Origin of the sequence: Sphingobacterium sp. Lzh-3, from assembly GCF_046764375.1 — a bacterium.
GTDB lineage: Bacteria > Bacteroidota > Bacteroidia > Sphingobacteriales > Sphingobacteriaceae > Sphingobacterium.
Genome location: NZ_CP177226.1, coordinates 5729030 through 5750943, shown reverse-complemented (window position 1 = coordinate 5750943; position 21914 = coordinate 5729030). Strand labels below are relative to the sequence as shown.

At 41.1% G+C, this 21914-nt stretch carries 15 protein-coding genes; 13 read left to right on the top strand and 2 right to left on the bottom strand.

Translation table 11 applies throughout. The features are described 5' to 3' along the window. Positions 1-88: 88 nt before the first annotated feature. The 4 genes from ACLCDV_RS24095 (at position 89) to ACLCDV_RS24080 (ending at position 3631) form a co-directional block, all read left to right on the top strand. On the top strand, positions 89-643 hold the full coding sequence (locus tag ACLCDV_RS24095; RefSeq protein WP_411972430.1) for a thioredoxin family protein: 555 nt from the start codon (positions 89-91) through the stop codon (positions 641-643). 525 nt (positions 644-1168) lie between these two features. After that, positions 1169-1531, top strand: coding sequence for an MmcQ/YjbR family DNA-binding protein (locus ACLCDV_RS24090; RefSeq protein ID WP_317669300.1), 363 nt, complete (start codon positions 1169-1171; stop codon positions 1529-1531). A 142-nt stretch (positions 1532-1673) separates the two neighbouring features. Further along, positions 1674-2870: a PCMD domain-containing protein gene (locus tag ACLCDV_RS24085; RefSeq protein ID WP_411972429.1), complete on the top strand. Its 1197-nt coding sequence runs from the start codon at positions 1674-1676 to the stop codon at positions 2868-2870. Between the two features lie 5 nt (positions 2871-2875). Then, a complete protein-coding gene (locus tag ACLCDV_RS24080; RefSeq protein WP_411972428.1) occupies positions 2876-3631 on the top strand; it encodes a porin family protein in 756 nt (251 codons plus the stop codon). Between the two features lie 90 nt (positions 3632-3721). Here the strand turns inward: ACLCDV_RS24080 and ACLCDV_RS24075 are convergent, their stop codons facing one another. Further along, positions 3722-4684 (bottom strand): isopenicillin N synthase family dioxygenase, encoded by a 963-nt coding sequence (locus tag ACLCDV_RS24075; protein ID WP_317669304.1) that lies wholly within the window; start codon positions 4682-4684, stop codon positions 3722-3724. A 276-nt stretch (positions 4685-4960) separates the two neighbouring features. Here ACLCDV_RS24075 and ACLCDV_RS24070 point away from each other — a divergent pair, with 276 nt between their 5' ends. The 8 genes from ACLCDV_RS24070 to ACLCDV_RS24035 all read left to right on the top strand — a co-directional run bounded on the left by ACLCDV_RS24070 (position 4961) and on the right by ACLCDV_RS24035 (position 17135). Next, positions 4961-5401 (top strand): MarR family winged helix-turn-helix transcriptional regulator, encoded by a 441-nt coding sequence (locus tag ACLCDV_RS24070; protein ID WP_120335065.1) that lies wholly within the window; start codon positions 4961-4963, stop codon positions 5399-5401. A gap of 40 nt (positions 5402-5441) precedes the next feature. Further along, the gene (locus ACLCDV_RS24065; RefSeq protein ID WP_411972427.1) at positions 5442-7871 is read left to right on the top strand and encodes a 3-hydroxyacyl-CoA dehydrogenase NAD-binding domain-containing protein; all 2430 of its coding nucleotides are present in this window, start codon (positions 5442-5444) and stop codon (positions 7869-7871) included. 30 nt (positions 7872-7901) lie between these two features. Continuing rightward, a complete protein-coding gene (locus ACLCDV_RS24060) occupies positions 7902-9077 on the top strand; it encodes an acetyl-CoA C-acyltransferase (protein WP_294185297.1) in 1176 nt (391 codons plus the stop codon). 135 nt (positions 9078-9212) lie between these two features. Continuing rightward, positions 9213-10994, top strand: coding sequence for an acyl-CoA dehydrogenase family protein (locus ACLCDV_RS24055; protein WP_411972426.1), 1782 nt, complete (start codon positions 9213-9215; stop codon positions 10992-10994). Positions 10995-11116: 122 nt separating this feature from the next. Further along, positions 11117-12373, top strand: coding sequence for a YeiH family protein (locus ACLCDV_RS24050; protein WP_411972425.1), 1257 nt, complete (start codon positions 11117-11119; stop codon positions 12371-12373). A 772-nt stretch (positions 12374-13145) separates the two neighbouring features. Next, a complete protein-coding gene (locus ACLCDV_RS24045) occupies positions 13146-15743 on the top strand; it encodes a TonB-dependent receptor (RefSeq protein ID WP_317669308.1) in 2598 nt (865 codons plus the stop codon). Between the two features lie 146 nt (positions 15744-15889). Further along, complete coding sequence (locus ACLCDV_RS24040) at positions 15890-16438, top strand: RNA polymerase sigma factor (RefSeq protein WP_411972424.1); 549 nt, start codon at positions 15890-15892, stop codon at positions 16436-16438. Then, complete coding sequence (locus tag ACLCDV_RS24035; protein ID WP_411972423.1) at positions 16428-17135, top strand: hypothetical protein; 708 nt, start codon at positions 16428-16430, stop codon at positions 17133-17135. The genes ACLCDV_RS24040 and ACLCDV_RS24035 overlap by 11 nt, the downstream gene beginning before the upstream one ends. 76 nt (positions 17136-17211) lie before the next feature. On the opposite strand, the gene ACLCDV_RS24030 is transcribed toward ACLCDV_RS24035, so the two are convergent. After that, positions 17212-20385 (bottom strand): carboxypeptidase regulatory-like domain-containing protein, encoded by a 3174-nt coding sequence (locus tag ACLCDV_RS24030; protein WP_411972422.1) that lies wholly within the window; start codon positions 20383-20385, stop codon positions 17212-17214. A gap of 312 nt (positions 20386-20697) precedes the next feature. Between ACLCDV_RS24030 and ACLCDV_RS24025 the strand changes: the two genes are divergently transcribed. Continuing rightward, positions 20698-21894 (top strand): ATP-binding protein, encoded by a 1197-nt coding sequence (locus ACLCDV_RS24025; protein WP_411972421.1) that lies wholly within the window; start codon positions 20698-20700, stop codon positions 21892-21894. Positions 21895-21914 lie beyond the last annotated feature (20 nt).

The window sequence follows — 21914 nt, the reverse complement described above, 5'->3', positions numbered from 1 at the left end:
ATTTTTTATTGCATTCAATACAGATTGTTGGCGGAAGGTTGTTTGAGAAAGTTAGAAGTAAAATTTACCTTTGCACAAAATTGGTATTATGACGTTTGAAAATTATCTACAACAATTCGAAGATATCTTAAATCATCCTGAGAATCACCCTACCTATCAAGATGATGAATATTATCAGTACACAAAAATGAATTGGACAAGAATGGGCCGTTGGTTAAAACGCTTTGAACCAACGTCGACTTTTGAACAGTTTGTGGATTCAATTACTGAAAAGCAACAATGGATCATTATTACTGAACCTTGGTGCGGGGACGCAGCGCATTCGGTGCCTATGCTAGCAAAGATGGCCTCAAAAAATCCCAATGTCACGGTGGATATCCAACTGCGTGACAGCGCTCCGTTTCTGATCGATTCTTATTTAACCAACGGCGGTAAATCCATTCCAATTCTAGTGATACGGAATGAGCAGGGGCAGGATCTGGCTGTCTGGGGTCCACGACCGCAAGCCTGCCAGGAACTGTTTTTAGCTATGAAAGCGCAAGGGGCAGATTTCTCCGAAATCAAAGAGGAGATTCAAAAGTGGTACAATGCCGATAAAGGAACCGAAATCCAAAAGGAAATCCAGGCGCTGCTTGAAAAATAAGAAAAAATACATCTTTTTAATAGACTGGCGATTTTTAAGTTTAACCAGATAATCATCTCAGGAGTAGACCTGGTCTTTCCTGAGCATGGTTTGAAAAAGTGAAAGAATTCGCCATAACAAGCCGCGTTTAACTTCGGTATATGTAAGCCTATTACAGTATAAGACATTCTGCCTTTTATCGCTGTTTGTTCGGTGCTTGTTCGGTACTTCCTCGGTGCTTGTTCGGTGCTTCTTCGGTTGCAAGCGAAGAAGATCCGAACAAGCACCGCTTCATATCCGTCGATACTCCCTATAAATGCTGAAGTTGGCCTATACTTGTTTCCTTGTCTAAGTCCAGTTTATTCGGCTATTGTTTTTCTATGTATCCGTATTGCTTTATTGGCAATAGGTTTAATATCACCTTTGCGAAAGATTAAAAGATTTTAAGTAAAACGACCCGCTGTTTTTGTTAGCTTTATATGAATTATTGTCCATTTTATGGAGGACATTTAATTTGGCTTGATCAATAACTAAAACTAGAAAAATATGAACATTGAAGATCTGAGGGAGTATTGTTTATCTATTGGACCAGTTATGGAAGAGACACCATTTGGTCCGGATACACTGGTATTTAAGGTTGGCGGCAAGATTTTTTTATTGGTGGGGCTGGATCAGATTGATGAGCTGCGGTTTAATGTAAAGTGTAATCCGGAGTGGGCAATTGAACTGCGTGAGAGGCACGAACACACGGTACTTCCAGGGTATCATATGAATAAAAAGCATTGGAATACCGTTATTGCCAACCGGGAACTTGACGATAGAAAGCTTGAAGAATTGATTTTGCATAGCTATCAACTTATTGTCGAAAGTCTGCCCGCGAGGATCAGACAGGAAATTATTAGGGGTTAAATGTATTTTACGTGTAAAGAATTAGTTGCTTGGTGAGAAAAATTGTTCAAAGGGCGGTTTTTGGAGCGAGGAATGCTAGCTTTGCAAAATCGATGTGTTGCTCAATACAACGATCATTAAATTTACACTAAATATTATTTTTATGAAACGAACACGAAATTACTCGTGGGTAATCTGTTTTATGCTTCTTTTCAGCTTGGGAAGTTGTATAAAGGAAGAAGCGCTCAATATGGAAGCGGATATTGTCGGTGTTCATGCCGACGAAGATGTCTTCCTGCTAAATCCGGTCATCTCAAATACGCAAGTTACACTTTACCTCCAGCCCAAAATTCATGATCTTACCAAGTTGAATATGACTTTTGATCTGACTCCGGGAGCTTCCATTGAGCTTTTGAAAGATTCTTTGAAAATGCCCGTCGGAACACAGGATCTGAATAAAGGGATTGTCGACGAATTGTTAAAAAACGGCGTGTATTACAAAGTTACGTCCGAAGATCGTCAGTTTACAAAGAACTACCTGATTAAAATTGTGAAAACAGATGGTGGATTTGTTCCAACAGAATATGGTTTTGAAGATACGGAGATCGATAAGGATGATAAATACACCATATTTTACAATAAAATTGATGGTCAGGATTTCTATAATTGGGCTTCCGGAAATCCAAGTTTCTCCTTGACATTGAGCTTAGGGGGAGGTGCAAAGGAGCCTGAATCATATCCTACTAAAACGAGTTCGGATGCACATTCGGGATCGAAAGCAGCTTTATTGGAAACGAAGTTAACCGGTGCTTTTGGGGCGATGTTCAAGAAGCCTATTGCAGCGGGAAATCTTTTTATCGGGTCGTTTGATACGGGGCCTGTATTGACAGATCCACTTTCGGCAACACAGTTTGGTCTTCCTTTCAATCAGATACCGTTGGCGTTGGAAGGTTACTATAAATATAGTCCTGGCGCGACGGTGACGGATGAAAACATGAAACCTGTCAATACCAAAGATTCCTGTGATATCTATGCGGTTTTTTATAACCGCAAGCAGCTGATGGATTCGGAGCCTGATCCCAACAAGAAAGTTTCCTATTTGACGGGACATAATATTCTGAAAGATCAAAGTATAGTGGCTATTGCTAGGCTGGAAAATGGGGGCGCAACCACAACTGATGGTTTTGTCAAGTTTACATTGCCATTTAAGTACACGGCGAAAGTAAACGAAGCTGACGTTGCCAATTTGGATTATAGCATTGCTATTGTAATGTCTTCGAGTAAATATGGTGATAATTTTATAGGTGCTGTCGGTAGTAAGCTGACGGTGGATGATCTCAAAATTGTAACGAAGAAATAATGAAAATGATAAAATATACAATGGCACTATTTGCGCTGGTTTTGACAGGATCTATTGCAAATGCGCAGGAAAATACAGCGGATGAAGGTAAATTGGGTTTTGATGTCATGGTTGGCGGTAAGATCGGCGGAGCCGCACCGCTTTCATTGCCACGTGAAATCCGAAAAATTAAAAGCTACAATCCGAATGTTCCCTTTTTTGTCGGAGCAAGGGCAAACTATCGTATTGATCCTCAATGGGGAGTGTCTTTGGGACTCGTCTTTGAAGGAAAGGGAATGGATACAAAAGCGAGTGTGAAGGGATACAAGACGACATTCAACGCCGTGAACGATTCTAAAGAGGAGCTGCGAGGTTATTATACAGGCGACATTACAACCAAAGTACATAATCTGTATCTATCTGTGCCGATTCAAGCGACTTATCAGCTTTCAGATCGTTGGAATGTACAGGCAGGTCCTTATATTTCTTTTGCGGTAAGAAAGCAATTCTATGGCGAGGCCTACAATGGCTATCTTAGACATGAAGAGCCCACCGGGAATAAGATTGTTGTGGATAATGCCGATTATGATTTCTCGGAGAGCGTAAGGAGTATTGATGTTGGCATGAGTCTGGGAGCCCATTATAGTATCGACAAAAAGTTCTTTGCGTTAGCACAGTTAGATTATGGTTTCAATAATATTATGAAAACCGGATTTGAAAGTATTAGTTTCGGATTGCATAATATCTTTATGAATGTTGGCATAGGATATAAATTGAAATAGTTTAGCGAGCTATAAAAAAGAAATGGCCGATCCCAGGATCGGCCATTTCTTTTTTATATGTTGTTATGCTCATTTAAATGAAGCGGAGTTTTACATTTTTAATCCGATTTCTCTCAAACGTTCATCCAGGTACTGACCAGCGGTATAATCTTCGTAGACCTTTGGGTGTTCTGCATCGATGCAGGAATCCAATGAAGCCAGACTCATGGTGGATTTTGGATGTAAAAAGAATGGAATAGAAAAACGGGAAGTGCCCATTTTTTCACGCGGCGGGTTTACAACACGATGCGTAGTCGATTTCAACTTATTGTTTGTTAACCGTTGCAGCATATCCCCCACATTGATGACAATATCTTCACCTTTGGCTTTGATAGGGAACCATTCTCCGTCTTTTGTCAATACTTCAAGTCCATCTGCACTGGCACCAATCAATAAGGTGATGAGGTTAATATCTTCGTGTGCTCCTGCACGTACTGCATCAGGAGCTAAAGCGTCAGGATCGCTGATTGGAAAGTAATGTATCGCACGTAAAATAGAATTACCGTTGATAACATATTTTTCAAAGTAATTTTCTTCCAGGTCGAGGTAGGTAGCAATCGCTTTTAATAATTCCCGGCCTGTATCTTCTAATTTTTTATACACCTCAGCGGTCACACCATTAAAGCGTGGGATCTCTGCTACTTCAGGATTATCCGGAAAATCAGTCTTGGAATATTCTTCACCAACGATCGTTTGACCACGTTGCCAAAATTCCTTTAAATCAGGAGTCTTCGCATCTTTCGCTTTTTCTCTTCCTTTTGCTGTATAGCCACGTTGACCTGCAAGTTCTGGAAATTCATATTTTTCCTTCGTCTCGGTCGGCAAACCAAAAAATTCAGGAACGACCTGATATAACTCTTCAATCAGCTCCTTTGATAAGCCATGATTTGCAATCGTTACAAAGCCTGTTTCGTTAAATGCCTTGCCAATATCTTGGATGAATTGATTTCGTTGTTCTTGGGTTCCTTGTGTATAATGTAGCAAGTCCAAGCGAGGTATGTTTACTAAAGCCATACGATGTTGATATTTGTTCAGGACAAAGTTAACGGAATTAATTTTGATTATTAAACAGGAGCTGTTAATAAAAGTTTTGTGTTTTGTTTTATTTGGTTGTATTTCAGTGCTTAAAAGTTTTCCACATTTTCTATAATTGGTCGTTTCGGCTAAAAAATGTAGAGCAGCGTCATGCTGACGAATATATGACAAAATTTATATTTTGGATCTTGTTATTCTGATTCCTAACTGGTATATTTGTTATGCAAGCATAATAAATAGCTTGTGAGTACGCTTATGAACCAAAATCAGACAATCGACTATTTTTTAAAAACAGGTTGGCAGACAATTGCCAATAAATATAATCAAATTGCTTCGCAGTACGGTTTTACCCAGGCTGCGGGTTATATTTTGATTAACATCCATAAAGAGGGTACACCTGTTTCTCAGATTGCAAATTTGACAGGAGTTAAAACAACTAGTTTGTCTCGGGTGTTGAATAATTTGGAGTCATTGGGATTTATATACCGTGAGACGAGTGAGACCGACAAGCGGTCAGTAAAAGTATACCTGACGGAATTGGGTCGGGAGAAAAGAAGAATTGCCAAGGATGTGGTGCGTAATTTCAATCAATACTTAGCGGATAATTTTTCAGAAAATGAACGTGATCAATTGATTGCTTCTTTAGCGAAACTCAATGAGCTTGCAACCAGTTACAAGGAAGAAGTAGTCGTTTAGAAGTTAAACCAAATGTACAGAAGTGCATAATAAATATGTTATGATGAACAGAAATATTAGAAAAGTGGCGGTTCTCGGTTCGGGTGTTATGGGCTCGCGAATTGCTTGTCATTTTGCTAACATTGGTGTTGAAGTTTTATTGTTGGATATCGTTCCACGTGAACTGCTGCCAGCGGAACAAGCCAAAGGTCTCACGCTGGAGAGTAAGGTCGTTCGGGACCGAATTGTCAACAGCTCCCTAGAAACGGCTTTAAAAACAAACCCTTCGCCAATTTATAGCAAGTCATTTGTCAGACGTATCAAAACAGGTAATTTTGATGATAATCTAAAAGACATTGCTCATGTGGACTGGATCATAGAGGTCGTTGTTGAGCGACTTGATGTTAAAAAGTCTGTTTTTGAGCGTGTTGAGCAATTTCGTAAACCTGGAACATTGATTACTTCCAATACTTCTGGTATTCCTATTCATTTAATGACAGCGGACAGAAGTGAAGATTTTAAAGATCATTTCTGCGGTACACACTTCTTCAATCCGCCACGCTATCTTCCTTTATTGGAGGTTATTCCCACACCGCACACCAAGCCCGAGGTCGTTGACTTTATTCTTCACTTTGGCGATAAGATGCTGGGAAAATCGGTTGTATTATGTAAAGATACTCCTGCATTTATTGGTAACCGTATCGGTGTTTATTCGATGTTGGCGGTTACTCATTTGGTGGAACCTCTTGGGTTGACAGTGGAAGAGGTCGACAAATATACTGGTCCCGCAATGGGGCATCCTAAATCGGCAACTTTTCGTACGGCTGATGTTGTAGGGCTTGATACCCTGGTGAATGTTGCCAATGGGCTGGCGCAGAATGCGCCTGAAGATGAAGCCAAGGGTGTCTTTCAACTTCCAACATTCATCAGTAAGATGGTAGAGAATAAATGGTTGGGTGAGAAAACCAAGAAAGGGTTTTATGAAAAAGTAAAAGCTGCCGATGGTAATTCGGAGATTTTGTCTCTAAATCTAAAAACACTGGAATTTGGCTCACAGCAAAAAGTGAAATCAGCTACTTTGGAAGCCACCAAACCTGTGGAGGATATCCGCAAGCGGATGAAAGTCTATGAACAAGGAAGCGATAAAGCGGCGGAACTTTTCCGTGCCATGCATTATCCTTTGTTTGAATATGTATCGCGCCGTGTTCCCGAAATTACAGATGACTTCTTCCGTATTGATGATGCCATGCGTGCTGGATTTGGTTGGGAGTTAGGACCATTTGAAGTATGGGATGCGCTAGGTGTCCGCGAAACCTTGGCTAAAATTAAGGCCGAAGAAAAACGACTTCCAGGTCAGGATGGGGAGGTTGCTTCCTGGGTACACGAGATGTTGGAAGCGGGATGTGAATCATTCTATAAAATTGAAAATGGTGTACGTCACTATTATGATATTGCAACCAAATCTTATAAAGCTATTCCGGGAACGGAAGATCTGATCGTATTGGATCATATTCGGGAAAGTAAAACAATCTGGAAAAATACGGGGGTTTCTATTATTGATCTTGGCGACGGTATCATTAATTGTGAATTTCATACCAAAATGAATACCATCGGCGGTGATGTTATCCAGGGCTTGAATAAAGCTATTGATCTCGCTGAAAAGGAATATCGCGGTTTAGTGGTGTCCAATGATGGAAAAAACTTTTCTGCTGGCGCCAACATTGGAATGATTTTCATGATGGCCGTAGAACAGGATTTTGATGAATTGAATATGGCCGTTCGTGCCTTTCAAAATACATCCATGCGCTTACGCTATTCGTCAATACCTGTAGTCGTTGCGCCATTTCAAATGACCCTCGGTGGGGGCTGTGAATTCTCCATGCATGCTGATTTTGTGCAGGCTCACGCCGAAACCTATATGGGCTTGGTTGAACTTGGCGTTGGTGTTATTCCCGGTGGCGGTGGAACCAAAGAATTTACACTGCGTGCCTCGGAGGAATTTAAGGACGATCAGATTGTGCAGAACACCTTAAAAGATAAATTCCTGACCATTGGGCAAGCGAAAGTTTCGACTTCTGCTTATGAAGCCTATGAACTCGGCTATTTGCAGAAAGATAAATTTGCAATTACTATGAACCGTGCCCGCCTTTTGGCAGATGCCAAAGCAAAGGCACTGGAACTGGCTGATGAGGGTTATGTTCAGCCTGCTCCACGCAATGATATCAAGGTTTTAGGAAACCAAGGATTAGGGATTGTGTATGTGGGGGCTTCATCGATGCGTGAAGGTAATTATATTTCTGATTATGATCGAAAGATCTCAGAAAAACTAGGCTGGGTGATGTGTGGTGGAAATTTATCGTCACCGACCGAAGTGTCTGAACAATATCTATTGGATCTAGAGCGTAAAACTTTCCTCGAGCTTTGTGCCGAGCGCAAAACGCTTGAAAGAATTCAATTTATGCTGACCAAGGGTAAGCCTTTACGGAACTAAAAATCACTACTCACGAAAAAATTAAAAATAATGGAAGCATATATAGTAGCAGGATTTCGTACAGCAGTAGGCAAAGCGCCGCGGGGAGTATTCCGCTTTATGCGGGCGGATGATTTAGCCACGGATGTTATTAAACATCTTGTATCCACTGTGCCAAATTTAAATAAAGAAGATATAGACGATGTCATCGTTGGGAATGCCATGCCGGAAGCGGAGCAGGGACTCAATATGGCGCGTTTCATTTCACTGATGGGATTGGATACGGATAAGGTCCCAGGGGTAACCGTTAATCGGTACTGCGCTTCAGGTTTGGAGACTATTGCAACAGCAGTCGCAAAGATCAAGACCGGGATGGCAGATGTTATTATTGCCGGCGGGGTAGAGGTGATGTCCGGAATGCCCTTTGGAGGTTGGAAAATTGTGCCTAATCCTGTCGTGGCAAAAGAGCATCCCGATTGGTATTGGGGTATGGGATTGACTGCCGAAGCTGTAGCCAAAGATTACAATGTCTCACGTGAAGATCAGGATGCTTTTGCCCTTAAATCAAATCAGAAGGCAGTTGCAGCTATTCAAAATGGTCATTTGAAAGATGGTATCGTACCTATCACCGTAAAAGAAAATTATTTGAAAGACGGCAAGATTGCAACGCGTGAATATGTCGTTGATACGGATGAAGGTCCTCGAGCCGATACTTCCCTGGAGGCTTTAGGGAAATTAAAACCAGTTTTTGCAGCGAATGGTTCCGTGACAGCAGGGAATTCCTCACAAACTTCTGATGGGGCTGCATTTGTCTTGGTGATGTCTGAAGCAAAAGTGAAAGAGCTTGGTGTAAAACCTATAGCAAAGCTCGTTAGTTTTGCTGTAGCAGGTGTTCCACCTCGCATTATGGGTATCGGACCTATCTATGCCATACCCAAGGCTTTGGCAAAAGCGGGTCTTAAACAGGAAGATATTGATCTCTTTGAGTTGAATGAAGCTTTCGCCTCTCAATCGCTAGCCGTTATTCGTGAACTTGGATTAGACGAAGAGAAAGTAAATGTCAATGGCGGTGCCATAGCTTTAGGTCATCCTCTTGGATGTACAGGAGCTAAATTGACGGTCCAAGTCTTAAACGAGTTGAAACGCAGAGGCAAAAAATATGGCATGGTGACGATGTGTGTCGGAACTGGTCAAGGAGCAGCTGGTATTTTTGAGTTATTGGACTAAAATTAGCCGCTAAGAATAGCAATATAAACGAAATATGGATCTCTGATCTCATAACGCATAGAAGTATTTAAAAACATGGTGGCCAGCAGCATCACGTAGCAGTGATTTGCTGATCCCTATAAATCTAAAAAGACAATGAGCGAAAATAAAGCAATTAAAGGCGGAGAGTTCGTGATTAGAGAGACTCCCTATACAGCCGTTTTTATTCCGGAAGAATTTGATGAAGAAGCTAAAATGATTCGTCAGACCTGCTTGGATTTCCTGGATACCGAAGTACTAAATAAGCTCGACCGTATCGATGCCCAAGAAGAAGGACTTATGCCTAGTTTGATGGATAAGGCCGGTGAACTGGGCATGTTGGGTGTTTCTATTCCCGAAGAATATGGTGGTTTCGGCAAGAATTTCAACACTTCTATGCTTGTTGCCGATGCGGTAGGTGGCGGGTTTTCTTTTGCTGTCGCATTGTCTGCTCATACGGGAATCGGTACGCTGCCTATTTTGTATTATGGTAATGCTGCCCAAAAGGCAAAATATGTTCCAAAGCTTGCTACCGGTGAATGGAAGGCATCGTATTGTTTGACGGAACCCAATGCTGGATCGGATGCAAATTCGGGTCGTACTTCCGCAAAATTAAATGCCGAGGGGACACATTATTTGATCAATGGACAAAAAATGTGGATTACAAACGGCGGTTTTGCAGATATCTTCATCGTATTTGCAAAAATCGATGATGATAAAAACCTGACAGCATTTATTGTTGAGAAAGACTTTGGTGGCATCACGATGAATCCCGAAGAACATAAATTGGGTATTAAGGGATCTTCAACACGACAGATCTTTTTCAATGATTGCGCCGTTCCTGTAGAGAATATGCTTTCTGATCGTGAAAATGGATTTAAGATTGCTGTAAATATCCTGAATATTGGTCGTATAAAACTAGGCGCTGCCACGATAGGTTCGGCACGGATGGTGATCAACCATGCGGTGCAGTATGCCAATGAACGTGTGCAGTTTAATCTGCCGATTTCCAAATTTGGCGCCATTCGTTATAAGCTGGCTGAGATGGCAACACGTTTGTTTGCTGTGGAGTCGGCATCGTATCGTGCCGGTCAAAATATTGATGATGCCTACGATGCATTGATTGCTGGCGGTATGGATGAAGCAAAAGCAAAGTTGAAGTCTGTGGAGCAGTTTGCAATTGAGTGCGCTATCATCAAAGTATGGTGCTCGGAGATGTTGGATTATGTGGTTGACGAAGGCGTGCAGATTTATGGTGGAATGGGTTACTCGGCAGATGCGCCAATGGAACGCGCTTATCGGGATTCACGGATCAACAGGATCTTTGAAGGTACCAATGAAGTGAATCGATTGCTTGTCGTTGACATGCTGTTAAAACGGGCCATGAAAGGTGAATTGGATCTAATGGGACCTGCGCAAGCCGTAGCTGGAGAGCTCCTCGCTATTCCGGATTTTGGTGAAGAGGACGATGCGCCTTTCGCTGCAGAAAAGAAAATTGTGGCAAACCTTAAAAAAGCTGGGTTATTGATTGCGGGAGCAGCAGTGCAAAAATTGATGATGTCTCTTTCCAAAGAAGAGGAAATCCTCATGAATATTGCGGATATTATCGGGTATGTTTATATCACCGAGTCAGTCTTGTTACGTGCAGAAAAATTGCTGCATACAGGATCTGATAAAGCAGACTATGCAAAAGATATGGCTAAGATCTATCTGTATGGTGCTATTGATAAAATCAGCGCTGCCGGTAAAGAAGCATTATATTCGTTTGGTGAAGGTGATGAACTGAATATGATGTTGGTTGGTTTGCGCAGATTCACGAAAGCACAGCCATTTAATGTGAAAGATGCACGTCAGCGAATCGCTAAGAAATTGATATATGAGAATAAATATTGTTTTTGATTGATAATAGATTATTGGTTTTGGTTAATGGCCGGAGAGAAATCTTCGGCCATTTTTGTGTTACAATCCTAGAAAGTCACTGTAATTATGCTAAATTTAACCTTTTAAACCCTAACCATTATATGACATCTTCAAGATCATTTACATTTACAGAAGACTGGGTAGTCGTCATTTTGGGGATCGCTACCATATTTCTCGCACTCTCAGGAGTTGTTGCGCCGGTACCTAGTTTTTCGTGGAGTAATTCCGCCGAACTCGTTGCAACGGTTTTCGACCCGACAAATTTAATGAAGCTTTTTGAGCAGTTTATTTTTGTATTCGTTACCGCGATATTGGGCGCTTTTCTTTTAGGGAAATCTGTAAAATATTTATTCGTTGTATTTCCTGTTGTATTTATCCTTACCGTATTTGCATTGGTGCTGGCAGGGAATGCAACGGTTAAAGAATACAATCTCGAAGCTGTAATTTTTAGTTTGATTATCGGTTTAGTCATCAGCAATTGCTTTAAACTGCCTAATTGGTTTAAAGAGGCGCTCAGTACCGAGCTGTATGTCAAGATAGGCCTAATTCTGCTCGGAACTACAGTGATCTTCGGGGATATCCTGAAAGCTGGATCCTTGGGGCTTATTCAAGCACTGGCTGTCGTACTGTCTGTTTGGTACTTTGCGTTCTGGATCTGTAAAAAGTTAAAGATTGACAAGGAGATGTCCCTAATGCTGTCGAGTGCAGTATCTATTTGTGGTGTTTCCGCAGCGATAGCAACTTCGGGAGCAATCAAAGGCGATAGCAAAAAACTTTCCTATGTCATTTCGTTGGTTCTTATTACGGCGATTCCAATGATGATTTTCATGCCTTATATGGCGGAGTGGATGGGCTTGTCGCAACAAGTTACCGGTGCTTGGCTCGGCGGGAGTATTGATACAACAGGTGCTGTTGTGGCTTCAGGTTCCCTGGTAGGAGAAGAAGCGTTGAAGATCAGTACCATTGTGAAATTTTCACAAAACGTATTGTTGGGGCTGGCTGCTTTTGCAATCAGTATTTATTGGACTTATGCGAAATCGGTTGATGATGAAACCAAGCGTGATAAGCCTACGCTCAAAATTATATGGGAACGTTTCCCGAAGTTTGTGTTGGGATTTGTATTTGCATCGCTGCTCTTTTCCTTCGTGATATCTCCCGAGAAGATTGATGCCGTCAAAGGAAGTTTGAAAAATTTACAGGGCCTCTGGTTTACCTTGGCATTTACATCCATTGGTTTGGAAACGAACTTTAAGGATCTTTTTGTGCAAGATAACAAGAAACCGCTATATGCTTTTCTGATTGCCCAGACTTTTAATGTTATTATTACCTTATTGATTGCACTGATGCTATTTCGCTAAGATGCTAAGTGTTTCAATGTGAAATAGATCGTTTTATATGACTGTAAAGAAGGCTGTCCAACTAGGACGGCTTTTTTTATGCTTTTTCATCAAGGGGCTATGAGTAGCGTTTGTTTTCAGATTCGTGGCATAGATCTTCGTTTTTATAAAATTGCTTTGCTTTTTGATTTTCGCTGGATAGTTGGTGATTAGGATGGTTAGCTTCGTGACTTTTGTATGCTGAGGGAACTACGAGTAGCCTTTTTGTTGATTTAAATAGCTGTTAGTTAAGTGTTAATTGGGTTTTGAAAAAAAAATATTATTAAATCTATCAAATTGGTAGTCTTTTAAAAAATATTTATATATTTGTATCGTTATCTGATTTACAGGTAAATAGGAAGGCGAGCAAAAAGGACTGACTTGATTATGAATCGAACTAGCCATGACATTGATTTTATAAAAAAGACATGTGATTAAGGTTGTTTGAAATTGCCGCTTGATAAGTGCATATACTGATTCGTTTATGCAGCAGGAAATAAAAGAAAATAACAAGATAAAAAGAATGAAACAAAATTACTCTCTAAAAACAAGTTTATTGGTTGCTTCGGTAGAAGAAGCTGTTGTTACCCTAAAAAGTGACAAGAAACGAATGTGTTGTTAAAATTTCTCTCTTACACTCTCTTATATTAGAAAAGGGAAGCCGAGGCTTCCCTTTTACAAAGTTTTAACAATGAAGCAAGTATCGATTGGCGTTGGCACTTGTTTTAGATTCACCATTAAACTGAATAAATTTATGAAAAAAAATGCTATTTTTCGAATTAGCGTCATTTTTAGCTTGCTTTTAACAGGTTCTTACCATACCTACGCGCAAGTAGAAAACCCTAAACCTATTATAAATGCCTCATTAACAGGTACCGTAATTGACGCCGTAACAAAAGAACCCCTGCAAGGCGTAACGGTTCAGCTGGAGGCCGTTACACACCAGGTGAAAACAGACAGTAAAGGCGTTTTCCAGTTTGTAACTGGACAAAAATTGCCGTTTTCATTGATCGTATCCATTGTTGGTTATCAAACCCGTCATATCGTGGTGGATCATTCTCCGGCAGTGATTGAGCTTACCCCACGATTGGAAGCATTGGATCAAGTAGTGGTTACTGCACGCCGTCGTAAGGAGCAGTTACAGGATGTTCCGATTCCCGTATCGATTATTCGTGGCGCGGCATTGGAGGATGCAGGGGCATTTAATGTCAATCGACTAAAAGAGCTTGTACCTACAGTTCAGTTATATGCATCGAATGCACGTAATACGACGCTTAATATCCGGGGACTGGGCTCAACTTATGGCCTCACCAATGATGGGATCGATCCGGGTGTAGGATTTTATCTTGATGGTGTATATATTGCCCGCCCTGCCGCAACTTGGCTGGACTTTATTGATATTGACCAGATAGAGGTACTACGTGGACCTCAAGGTACACTCTTTGGAAAGAATACAACAGCAGGTGCATTTAATATAACCTCACGTTTACCACAATTCACACCAGAGGCCAATGTGGAAGTCAGCTACGGAAACCAAGGTTTTATTCAGGCGAAGACGTCCATCTCAGGGCCATTGGCCAAAAACCTGGCTGCGAGAGCTTCTTTCTCCGGCACACAACGGGATGGAAACTTGTTTAATGTACATACCAATAGGAAGATCAATGATATCAACAACCTGGGCTTTAGAGGGCAATTGCTGTTTACTCCAACCGAAAATATCAAACTGGTGCTTTCGGGTGATGTGTCATCACAAAAACCCGATGGTTACGGCTGGGCGGTTGCCGGAGTCGTAAAAACACAGCGTGCGGACTACAGACAGTTTGATGCAATTATTAAGGATCTTGGCTACGAGCTACCCTATAAAAGTGCTTTCGAGCGTAAGATAGATTTGGATACGCAATCCAAAGCTGACAATAAATTGGGTGGGGTCGCCTTGAATGCCGATATCAAGATTGGGGAGGGGACACTGACCTCAACTTCTGCGTGGCGGACATGGACATGGGTTCCGCTCAATGACCGCGATTACTTGGGACTTCCGGTATACACTGTTTCAGCAGGTAATTCTGTCCATAACCAGTGGTCGCAGGAATTCAGATACTCTGGAAAGATCAGTGAAAAGGTCAGCGGAGTTGTTGGACTATTTGGCCTCTGGCAGGATCTAAGTACAGATCCCGTACATACCGAAGAAACAGGGTCTGCCTTTTGGCGTTTTCAAAAAAGCTCTACCAGTGCTTTGTGGCAGACACCGGGATTATTTGACAATTTTGGAATCAAGACCGTTTACGGAATTAAAAGCACAAGCTTGGCAGCCTATACACAGATTGATTATGCTGTGACTCCAAAATTACATATCCTCCCAGGGTTGCGCTATAATTATGATAAAAAGGTGGCTAACTACGATAGGCAGACCTATGGTGGTTTGCAGACGTCAGACCCCGCACTGCTTGCCTTAAAGAACGGTGTATATACCAATCAGACTTTTGATGTCAATGCGGATGCCGATAATTTCTCTGGTCAACTCTCCGCAAGATATCGTTTCAATCCGAAGATAAATGCTTACGCAACGTATTCCATCAGCTATAAACCTGTCGGTATCAACGTCGGTGGATTGCCGACAGCTAATGGAGCAGTGTTGCTGGATCTCGCTGAAGTAAAACCTGAGGCTGTCCGCCATAAGGAAATTGGTGTGAAGACGAATCCAACACGCAATTCGCTGCTCAATCTGACCGTCTACCAAACAGATATCAAAGACTATCAGACCCAAGTGCAGACTCCTGAACCGGGGGTAAACCGTGGTTATCTGGCCAATGCCGAGAAGGTGCGTGTAAAGGGAGTTGAATTGGATGGAAACATCAACATCGGACATTTTCTCCGATTGAATGGAGCACTGGCCTATACAGATGCCAAGTATGTCAAATTTACCAATGCACCTGTCCCTTTAGAAGAGGTTGGCGGAGCTCAGGCTTTTAAAGATATCTCTGGCGGCGTCCTTCCTGGTGTTTCCAAATGGTCTTGGTCGCTGGGTGGCGAAGCGAATAAAAGCGGTAAACTGATCGGGATTAATGGATCTTACTTTTTAGGTGCAGACCTATTTCACCGTTCTAAATTTTCGTCCAGTTCTTCACCATCCCAATACCTAAATATTGATGCCTATTCGGTCTTGAACGCCAGGCTAGGATTCAGGGGATCGAATGGTATTTCGGTGTTTGTGTGGAGTAGAAATCTAACCAATAAAGATTACTACGAGCAGTTGCTGGCGGCACCGGGAAGTTATGGGCAATACGCAGGTGTAGTTGCGGATCCAAGGACTTATGGCGTTACACTGCGATACAATTGGAAACAAGGGAATTAAATCCGTAATTCATAGTATATTCTTATCGACCGTCTCCATTTCATCATGGGGACGGTTTTTTTGTTTTTTTACTAATTTTCAATAGCTCCTTTTATTATATATGGAAATTTGTATATTAAATCATCATTAAGGTGAATGATTTGCGCATGAACGAAAAAGAGCTTTTACAACACTATAAAACAAGCGGCGACTTGTCTACACTGGGGAAACTATATTCGCCCTATATGTCTTTGCTTTATGGTGTGTGCTTTAAATACTTACAGGATCCCGATCGTAGTCAGGATGCTGTGATGCAGATATTTGAAGAACTGATACCGAAGCTTCGTCAATATGAAGTCGATAATTTTAAGAGCTGGTTACACGTTTACAGTAAAAATTATTGCCTTATGCAATTACGTAAGGATAAGCGGACGACGCAGGTTGATATTGAAAACAATTTGTTTGAAAGCGAACAAAAGCTAAATGATACCAGTGAAGCGAAGTGGGAAGAAAAGGATTTCGAGAAACTGGAAGGCTGTATGCAAACTTTAAACCGCGAACAAGAGGAATGTGTACGTTTGTTCTATCTCGAGCAAAAATGTTATAAAGATATTTCAGATTTGACTGGATATGACTTGAATAAGGTCAAAAGTGCCATTCAAAATGGAAAGCGCAATCTGAAAATCTGTATGGAAAGGAAAGAAAATGGAAAATAATTATCAGTTATCAAGGATCCATAATTACATCCATGGTTTGATGAGTAAGGAGGAGATGTTTCAGTTGGAACGTGAAGCCTTGGAAGACCCCTTTTTACAAGATGCCATCGATGGTTACCGATTACAAAATGGGGTGGATGCCCGGCAATTGAGCCTGTTGCAACAGCGCCTCAATCGTAGGGTGGAAGATACTGTTGCAACAAGACACGCCCAGTATTTCACATGGCAGCGTTTGGCCATAGGTGCAACCGCAGGTGTACTGTTTGTGACTTTATTGGCCCTGCTATATTTTAAACATTTTAACGGTAAAGCTGAGCGTACAACGGATGTAGAATTAAGTGAACCTGAAAATAGGGTATCTGTTCAACCTTTGCTGGACGGGGGGGATGCAACACCCCGCGAAGGATGGAAAACCTTTGAACAGTACCTCAATCAGAAGTCTGGAGCGCCTGCAGGAGGTGGCGAAATTACTGTCAATTTTACGGTCGACAAAAATGGAGTGCCCAATGATATTAGTGCCGAAGGGCAACCCGATCAGTCACTCTTTAATGAAACGGTTCGCCTGCTACAGAACGGACCAAAATGGCAGGGAACAAAAGGACGTTTAAAGATTGTTTTCCCTGCCAAAGTGGAAAATAATCCAACACAAGCAGCTGTCATTAAACCTCCGCATTGTTTTGGAATTGAAAAAAAATAAAAGTGATCTGATAAAAGCAGCGAGCCATTTCTTTTATAGGAAATGGCTCGCCGCTCTTTTATAGGGTCTGAATTACTTAAAATGCATATCTCAGGCCCAGCTGTACTTGATAAGGATTACCATTTAAGTTAGATACGCCAACGCCGGAACTCATATTATAAACATATTGTTGATTCGCTGCATCAAAGCTTTTGATGGCATATAGATTCTGTTTACCCAGATTGTGTCCTACACCCCAAGTTTTTTTCAAAAGGTTGGCTACATTGAAAATGTCTATTGAAGCTTCAATGCCATGTTTCTTGTAAACTTTTAGATTTTTGGCCAAGTGCAGGTCAAATACGCCGTAAAAACCGTTGATGCCACCGTTACGTTCGGCTATGCGGTCGAGGTTTCCATTGATGTATTTTTTGATGCTCTGCTCTGCATTTGGATCATCTAAAATAGCTTGAATGCCGGTTTTGATGTAATCGGGTGTATTTTTGTTATTTGGATCGTATACAAAGGCAAGATCATTAGAATTTACAAAATCACCATTAACATTTCCATTGACTGCTAAAGAATAGCGTGTTCCTGCAATTCCGCTGAAACGTAAACCCATCGAAACACCCCATAATGATGGCATGGTACCATAAAAGACGACTTTATGGCGGAATTGATTGTCCGAATATGTCATCGTACTCAAGTCGCGAGGATCATCTTTGACCATCAGGGAAAGGGTGGCCGAGTTGGCAACATTACCGTTATAGGAGGTATTGTCTTTTGTATCGTTCCAGGTGTAAGACATCGTGATCTGACCGTCCTTATAATAACGATAAGTTCCGTCCAGTACAACGGTATAAGAATTGTTTTTCCCCTCGCTGTTCATTTCCAGTACGCGGCCTATTTGTTTGGTTTTACGGCTATTGGTCCAGTTGGCGGCGCCATTTGTCGTGTTGATGCTCGATGCTGGAACATACACCCCACGGTTACCTTCGGCAGTCAGCCTAAAGTAAGGGTCCTCTACCATATTGCGATCTACATACATATAATTGTTGCGTCCCCAAGTTCCATAAGCACTTAACCCGATACGTAATGAAGGTGTGAAAAAGTGATTGATGGAAACATTGGCTTTATATACTGTTGGTACTTTCACATCCTTGCTATTGGTGTTGATGGTGACAAGTTTTTCGATCTTTGGGTTGTCCAACAATTCACGTCCCGGAGCTGTATCGGGATCCTTACGATATCCTGCAAAATTTGGCTTGGGAATTAAGGTCGGGTCAGTAATATCTACACCGGCAATGCGTGAACCATCAAACAACATATTGTTTAACATAGAATAGGGGTTGAGGGCCGAACCGAATATACCAGCGCCAAAACGGATGATATTTTTCTTTTCTTCATTGATATCCCAGTTGAACTGCACACGGGGCTGTATCTGAAAAGTGTTGATCCCATTATCGGTCGAGAGACCCAGCTCGTCATAGACCGTTTGGTTGAACGTTGCCTTCTTTAGGTATTTCGTATTGTCCAGACGTAGGCCGCCGACAACATCAAGACCTCTTGCGATTTTAGCTTCCATCTGTCCATAAAGACCTACAGCCAGATTGTTGACCAAGGTGTTTTCTTTGTCGGTCATATATACATCACGGGCATAGCGATAAGGAGTCAGGTTGTCGAAATTTTGTAAACCGGTAAAATAAAAACGGCCATTCATTTCGCTTCCGTAGCGGAAGTCCATGTTGGTATACATGACATCTGCACCGAAGGTATATTTGATTTTATCTGTATTATAATATAGGTTGTTGACCAATTGTAACATATTTCCGTTGAACCATTCTGGCGCATAACGCTGACCACCAAGCTGTATTGAATTGGTATATTTATTTGTACCGTCTACAGATTGAACGGATTCAACGATGGCACGCGGAATACTGTGTGATTGATCAAATCCAGCAACATTATGTTGTGCTTCTGAACGTTCATAGAAATGTTGTATCTTCAAATCGTTGGTCAGTTTGGAGTTGATAGACGTACGCAAGGAGGCCATTAGGCTATTGTTTATGTACCTTCTGTTGGTATAGGATTCAAAAGCATTGATCCCTGTATTGTCCCCTTCCTGTTGATTGTCCATGTCGTAGACAAAGTTATTACGGATTGTCAATAGGTTTTTATCGTTCAACTGCCAGTCAATGCGGGCAAAGGCAGCATCGGTCTTTTTCTTTTTGTCGAAAGAACCAAACAGACGATCGGCACTAGCGCCATATTTGCCCACTGCAATGCGGGTAAATTCATCTAAAGTAGCCTGCGTTACTTTGTAACGTGCAATATCTTCCGTTGTTTGAATATCAGCGATCTGAAGTGGGCGGGTATCCATCTGACGGTCCCAGGTTACAAAGAAATGGGCTTTGTCCTTGATGATTGGCCCACCCAAAGAGAATCCATATTGATAGGTGGAAAATTTTTGTTTACGTGCCGTTCCATTCAGGTTGTACTTGCTCGAAAGCCAGCCTGCACGAGCAAAAGTGAACGCACTTCCTGTTAAAGTATTTGTACCTGATTTGGTTACTGTGGTAATACTGCCGCCACCGCTGCGGCCGAACGTAACATCGTAGTCATTGGTCACTACTTTGAATTCCCGGATCGCTTCCATGGAGATTGAATAGGCACCACCGCTGTTCCCGCCGGCGACTGTACTGCGTGAATTCATACCGTCTACCGTAAAATTGGTCGAGGAAGCACGCTGTCCAGCTAGATTTGTTCCACTGCTAACAGGTGATAGATCTATGAGTGAGGAGAAATTACGCCCATTTACAGGCATTTTTTTGAGATCATTGGCCGTAATGGCTGTAGATGCCCCCAATGTCTTGATCTTGTTTTTTAAATCAGCTGCAGTTCCTTGAACAATAACTTCATCCAATTTATTTTCAGCTGATGATAAGGTGAAATCCACATTGAGCTCATCACCATAGCTTAATTTATAGTCGGTCTTTTTTTGTTCGGCATAGCCAACATGGTTTACCGATATGCTGTACGGTGACCCTAAGGGTAGTTGTGGAAAGGTATAAATACCGTTTTGGTTTGTCAGTGTTGTTTGTTTAAACCCGGTAGATTCGTTTTTTACCGATACGGACGTCCCTTTTACAGGGCCGTTGTTGTCCATGATGCGGCCTGTAATGGTTGCCTCGGTACCCTGAGCCCAGCTGTTGGTTGGAATTTGAAAAAATGTAATGATAGTTAATGAGATTAACCAAATGATGTGTCTTTGCATAATAATTTCACTTTTTAGTTGATTAGTGTCTGTCACAAGTATGTTGCGAAATTATCCCTGCAAGATTGTTAAATGGTTAAGGGTGCATTATTAAATATTTAATAAAAATGGATTTTAGCTGCCTATTGCGTATAATTAATTAACCTATACACAGAACGGGCGGCTCGGAAGAATCCGAGCCATTTACTATTAGAATATCTTTAAATAGATAAATATATGTTGTTTTTGTTCAGTGTAGTGAACGATTTTTTATATTTTTGTTTTTTATAATAAACAAAATAGATATTTTTCAAACAAAATAAACGATATCATATGGAAGAACTAGTTCAACAATTTAAACGACGTATACGGTTTGTGGATATGAATTTTGTGCGAAATATAATGTATGAAATTAATTGGTCCGCTCGTTTAATTGGAATTAAAGGAGCAAGGGGAATCGGTAAGACGACCTTATTGCTTCAATACATTAAGCTAAATTTGTTCGACAGGTTGGACGAAGTGCTTTATGTCAGTTTGGATGCAGTGTGGTTCAATAATAGGTCTTTGCTGGATTTAGTATATGAATTCGATCAAAAAGGAGGAAAGTATCTATTTTTGGATGAAGTACATAAATATGAAGGCTGGGCCCAAATATTAAAAAATATTTACGACGACTACCCCGAGATGAAGATCATCTTTACTGGCTCCTCCCTTTTAGAAATTTTGAATGCCCGTACTGATTTAAGTCGTAGGGCAGTAGTTTACAAAATGCAGGGATTTTCCTTTCGTGAATTTCTTTCATTGGAAACAAAAACTACTTTCCCAATATTTAGCCTGGATCAAATTTTAGAAGAGCATAGCAAAGTGGACTATAAAATCAATGCCATGGTTAAACCTTTTCAGTATTTTGAGAAATATTTGAAATATGGGTATTATCCTTATTACCGAGAACAGCTTGATTTATATGAGATGCGAGTAATGGAGGTCATTAATATGATTCTGGAAATTGAATTGCCGCTCTTACGAAATGTAGATATCGCTTATGTTACTAAGATTAAGCAATTGCTTGTTATCATTGCTGAATCTGTCCCTTTTGTGCCTAACATCAGTAAGCTCAGTGAAAAGATTGGTATTAGCCGGACAACTCTGTTATCTTATCTCTACTATTTGGATGAAATTAGTTTAACGCATAATCTCTATAAAGTGGGTGAAGGTATAAGTCAGTTACAAAAACCATCGAAAATTTTTCTAGACAATACCAACCTTTCCTTCTTATTTGCACATGAAAATGTTAACCCTGGAAATCTAAGGGAAACATTTTTTGTTAACCAACTTGCATTTCAACATCAGGTGAACTATGCGGAGCAAGGAGATTTTATTGTCGATGAAAAGTACACCTTTGAGGTAGGAGGGAGAGACAAATCCAATAAACAAATTAAAGGAATGAACAATGCCTACATTGCAGCAGATGGTATCGAGTTTGGTCATCAAAATAAGGTTCCGCTATGGTTGTTTGGCTTTTTATATTAATAGTATACTATTTGATACAA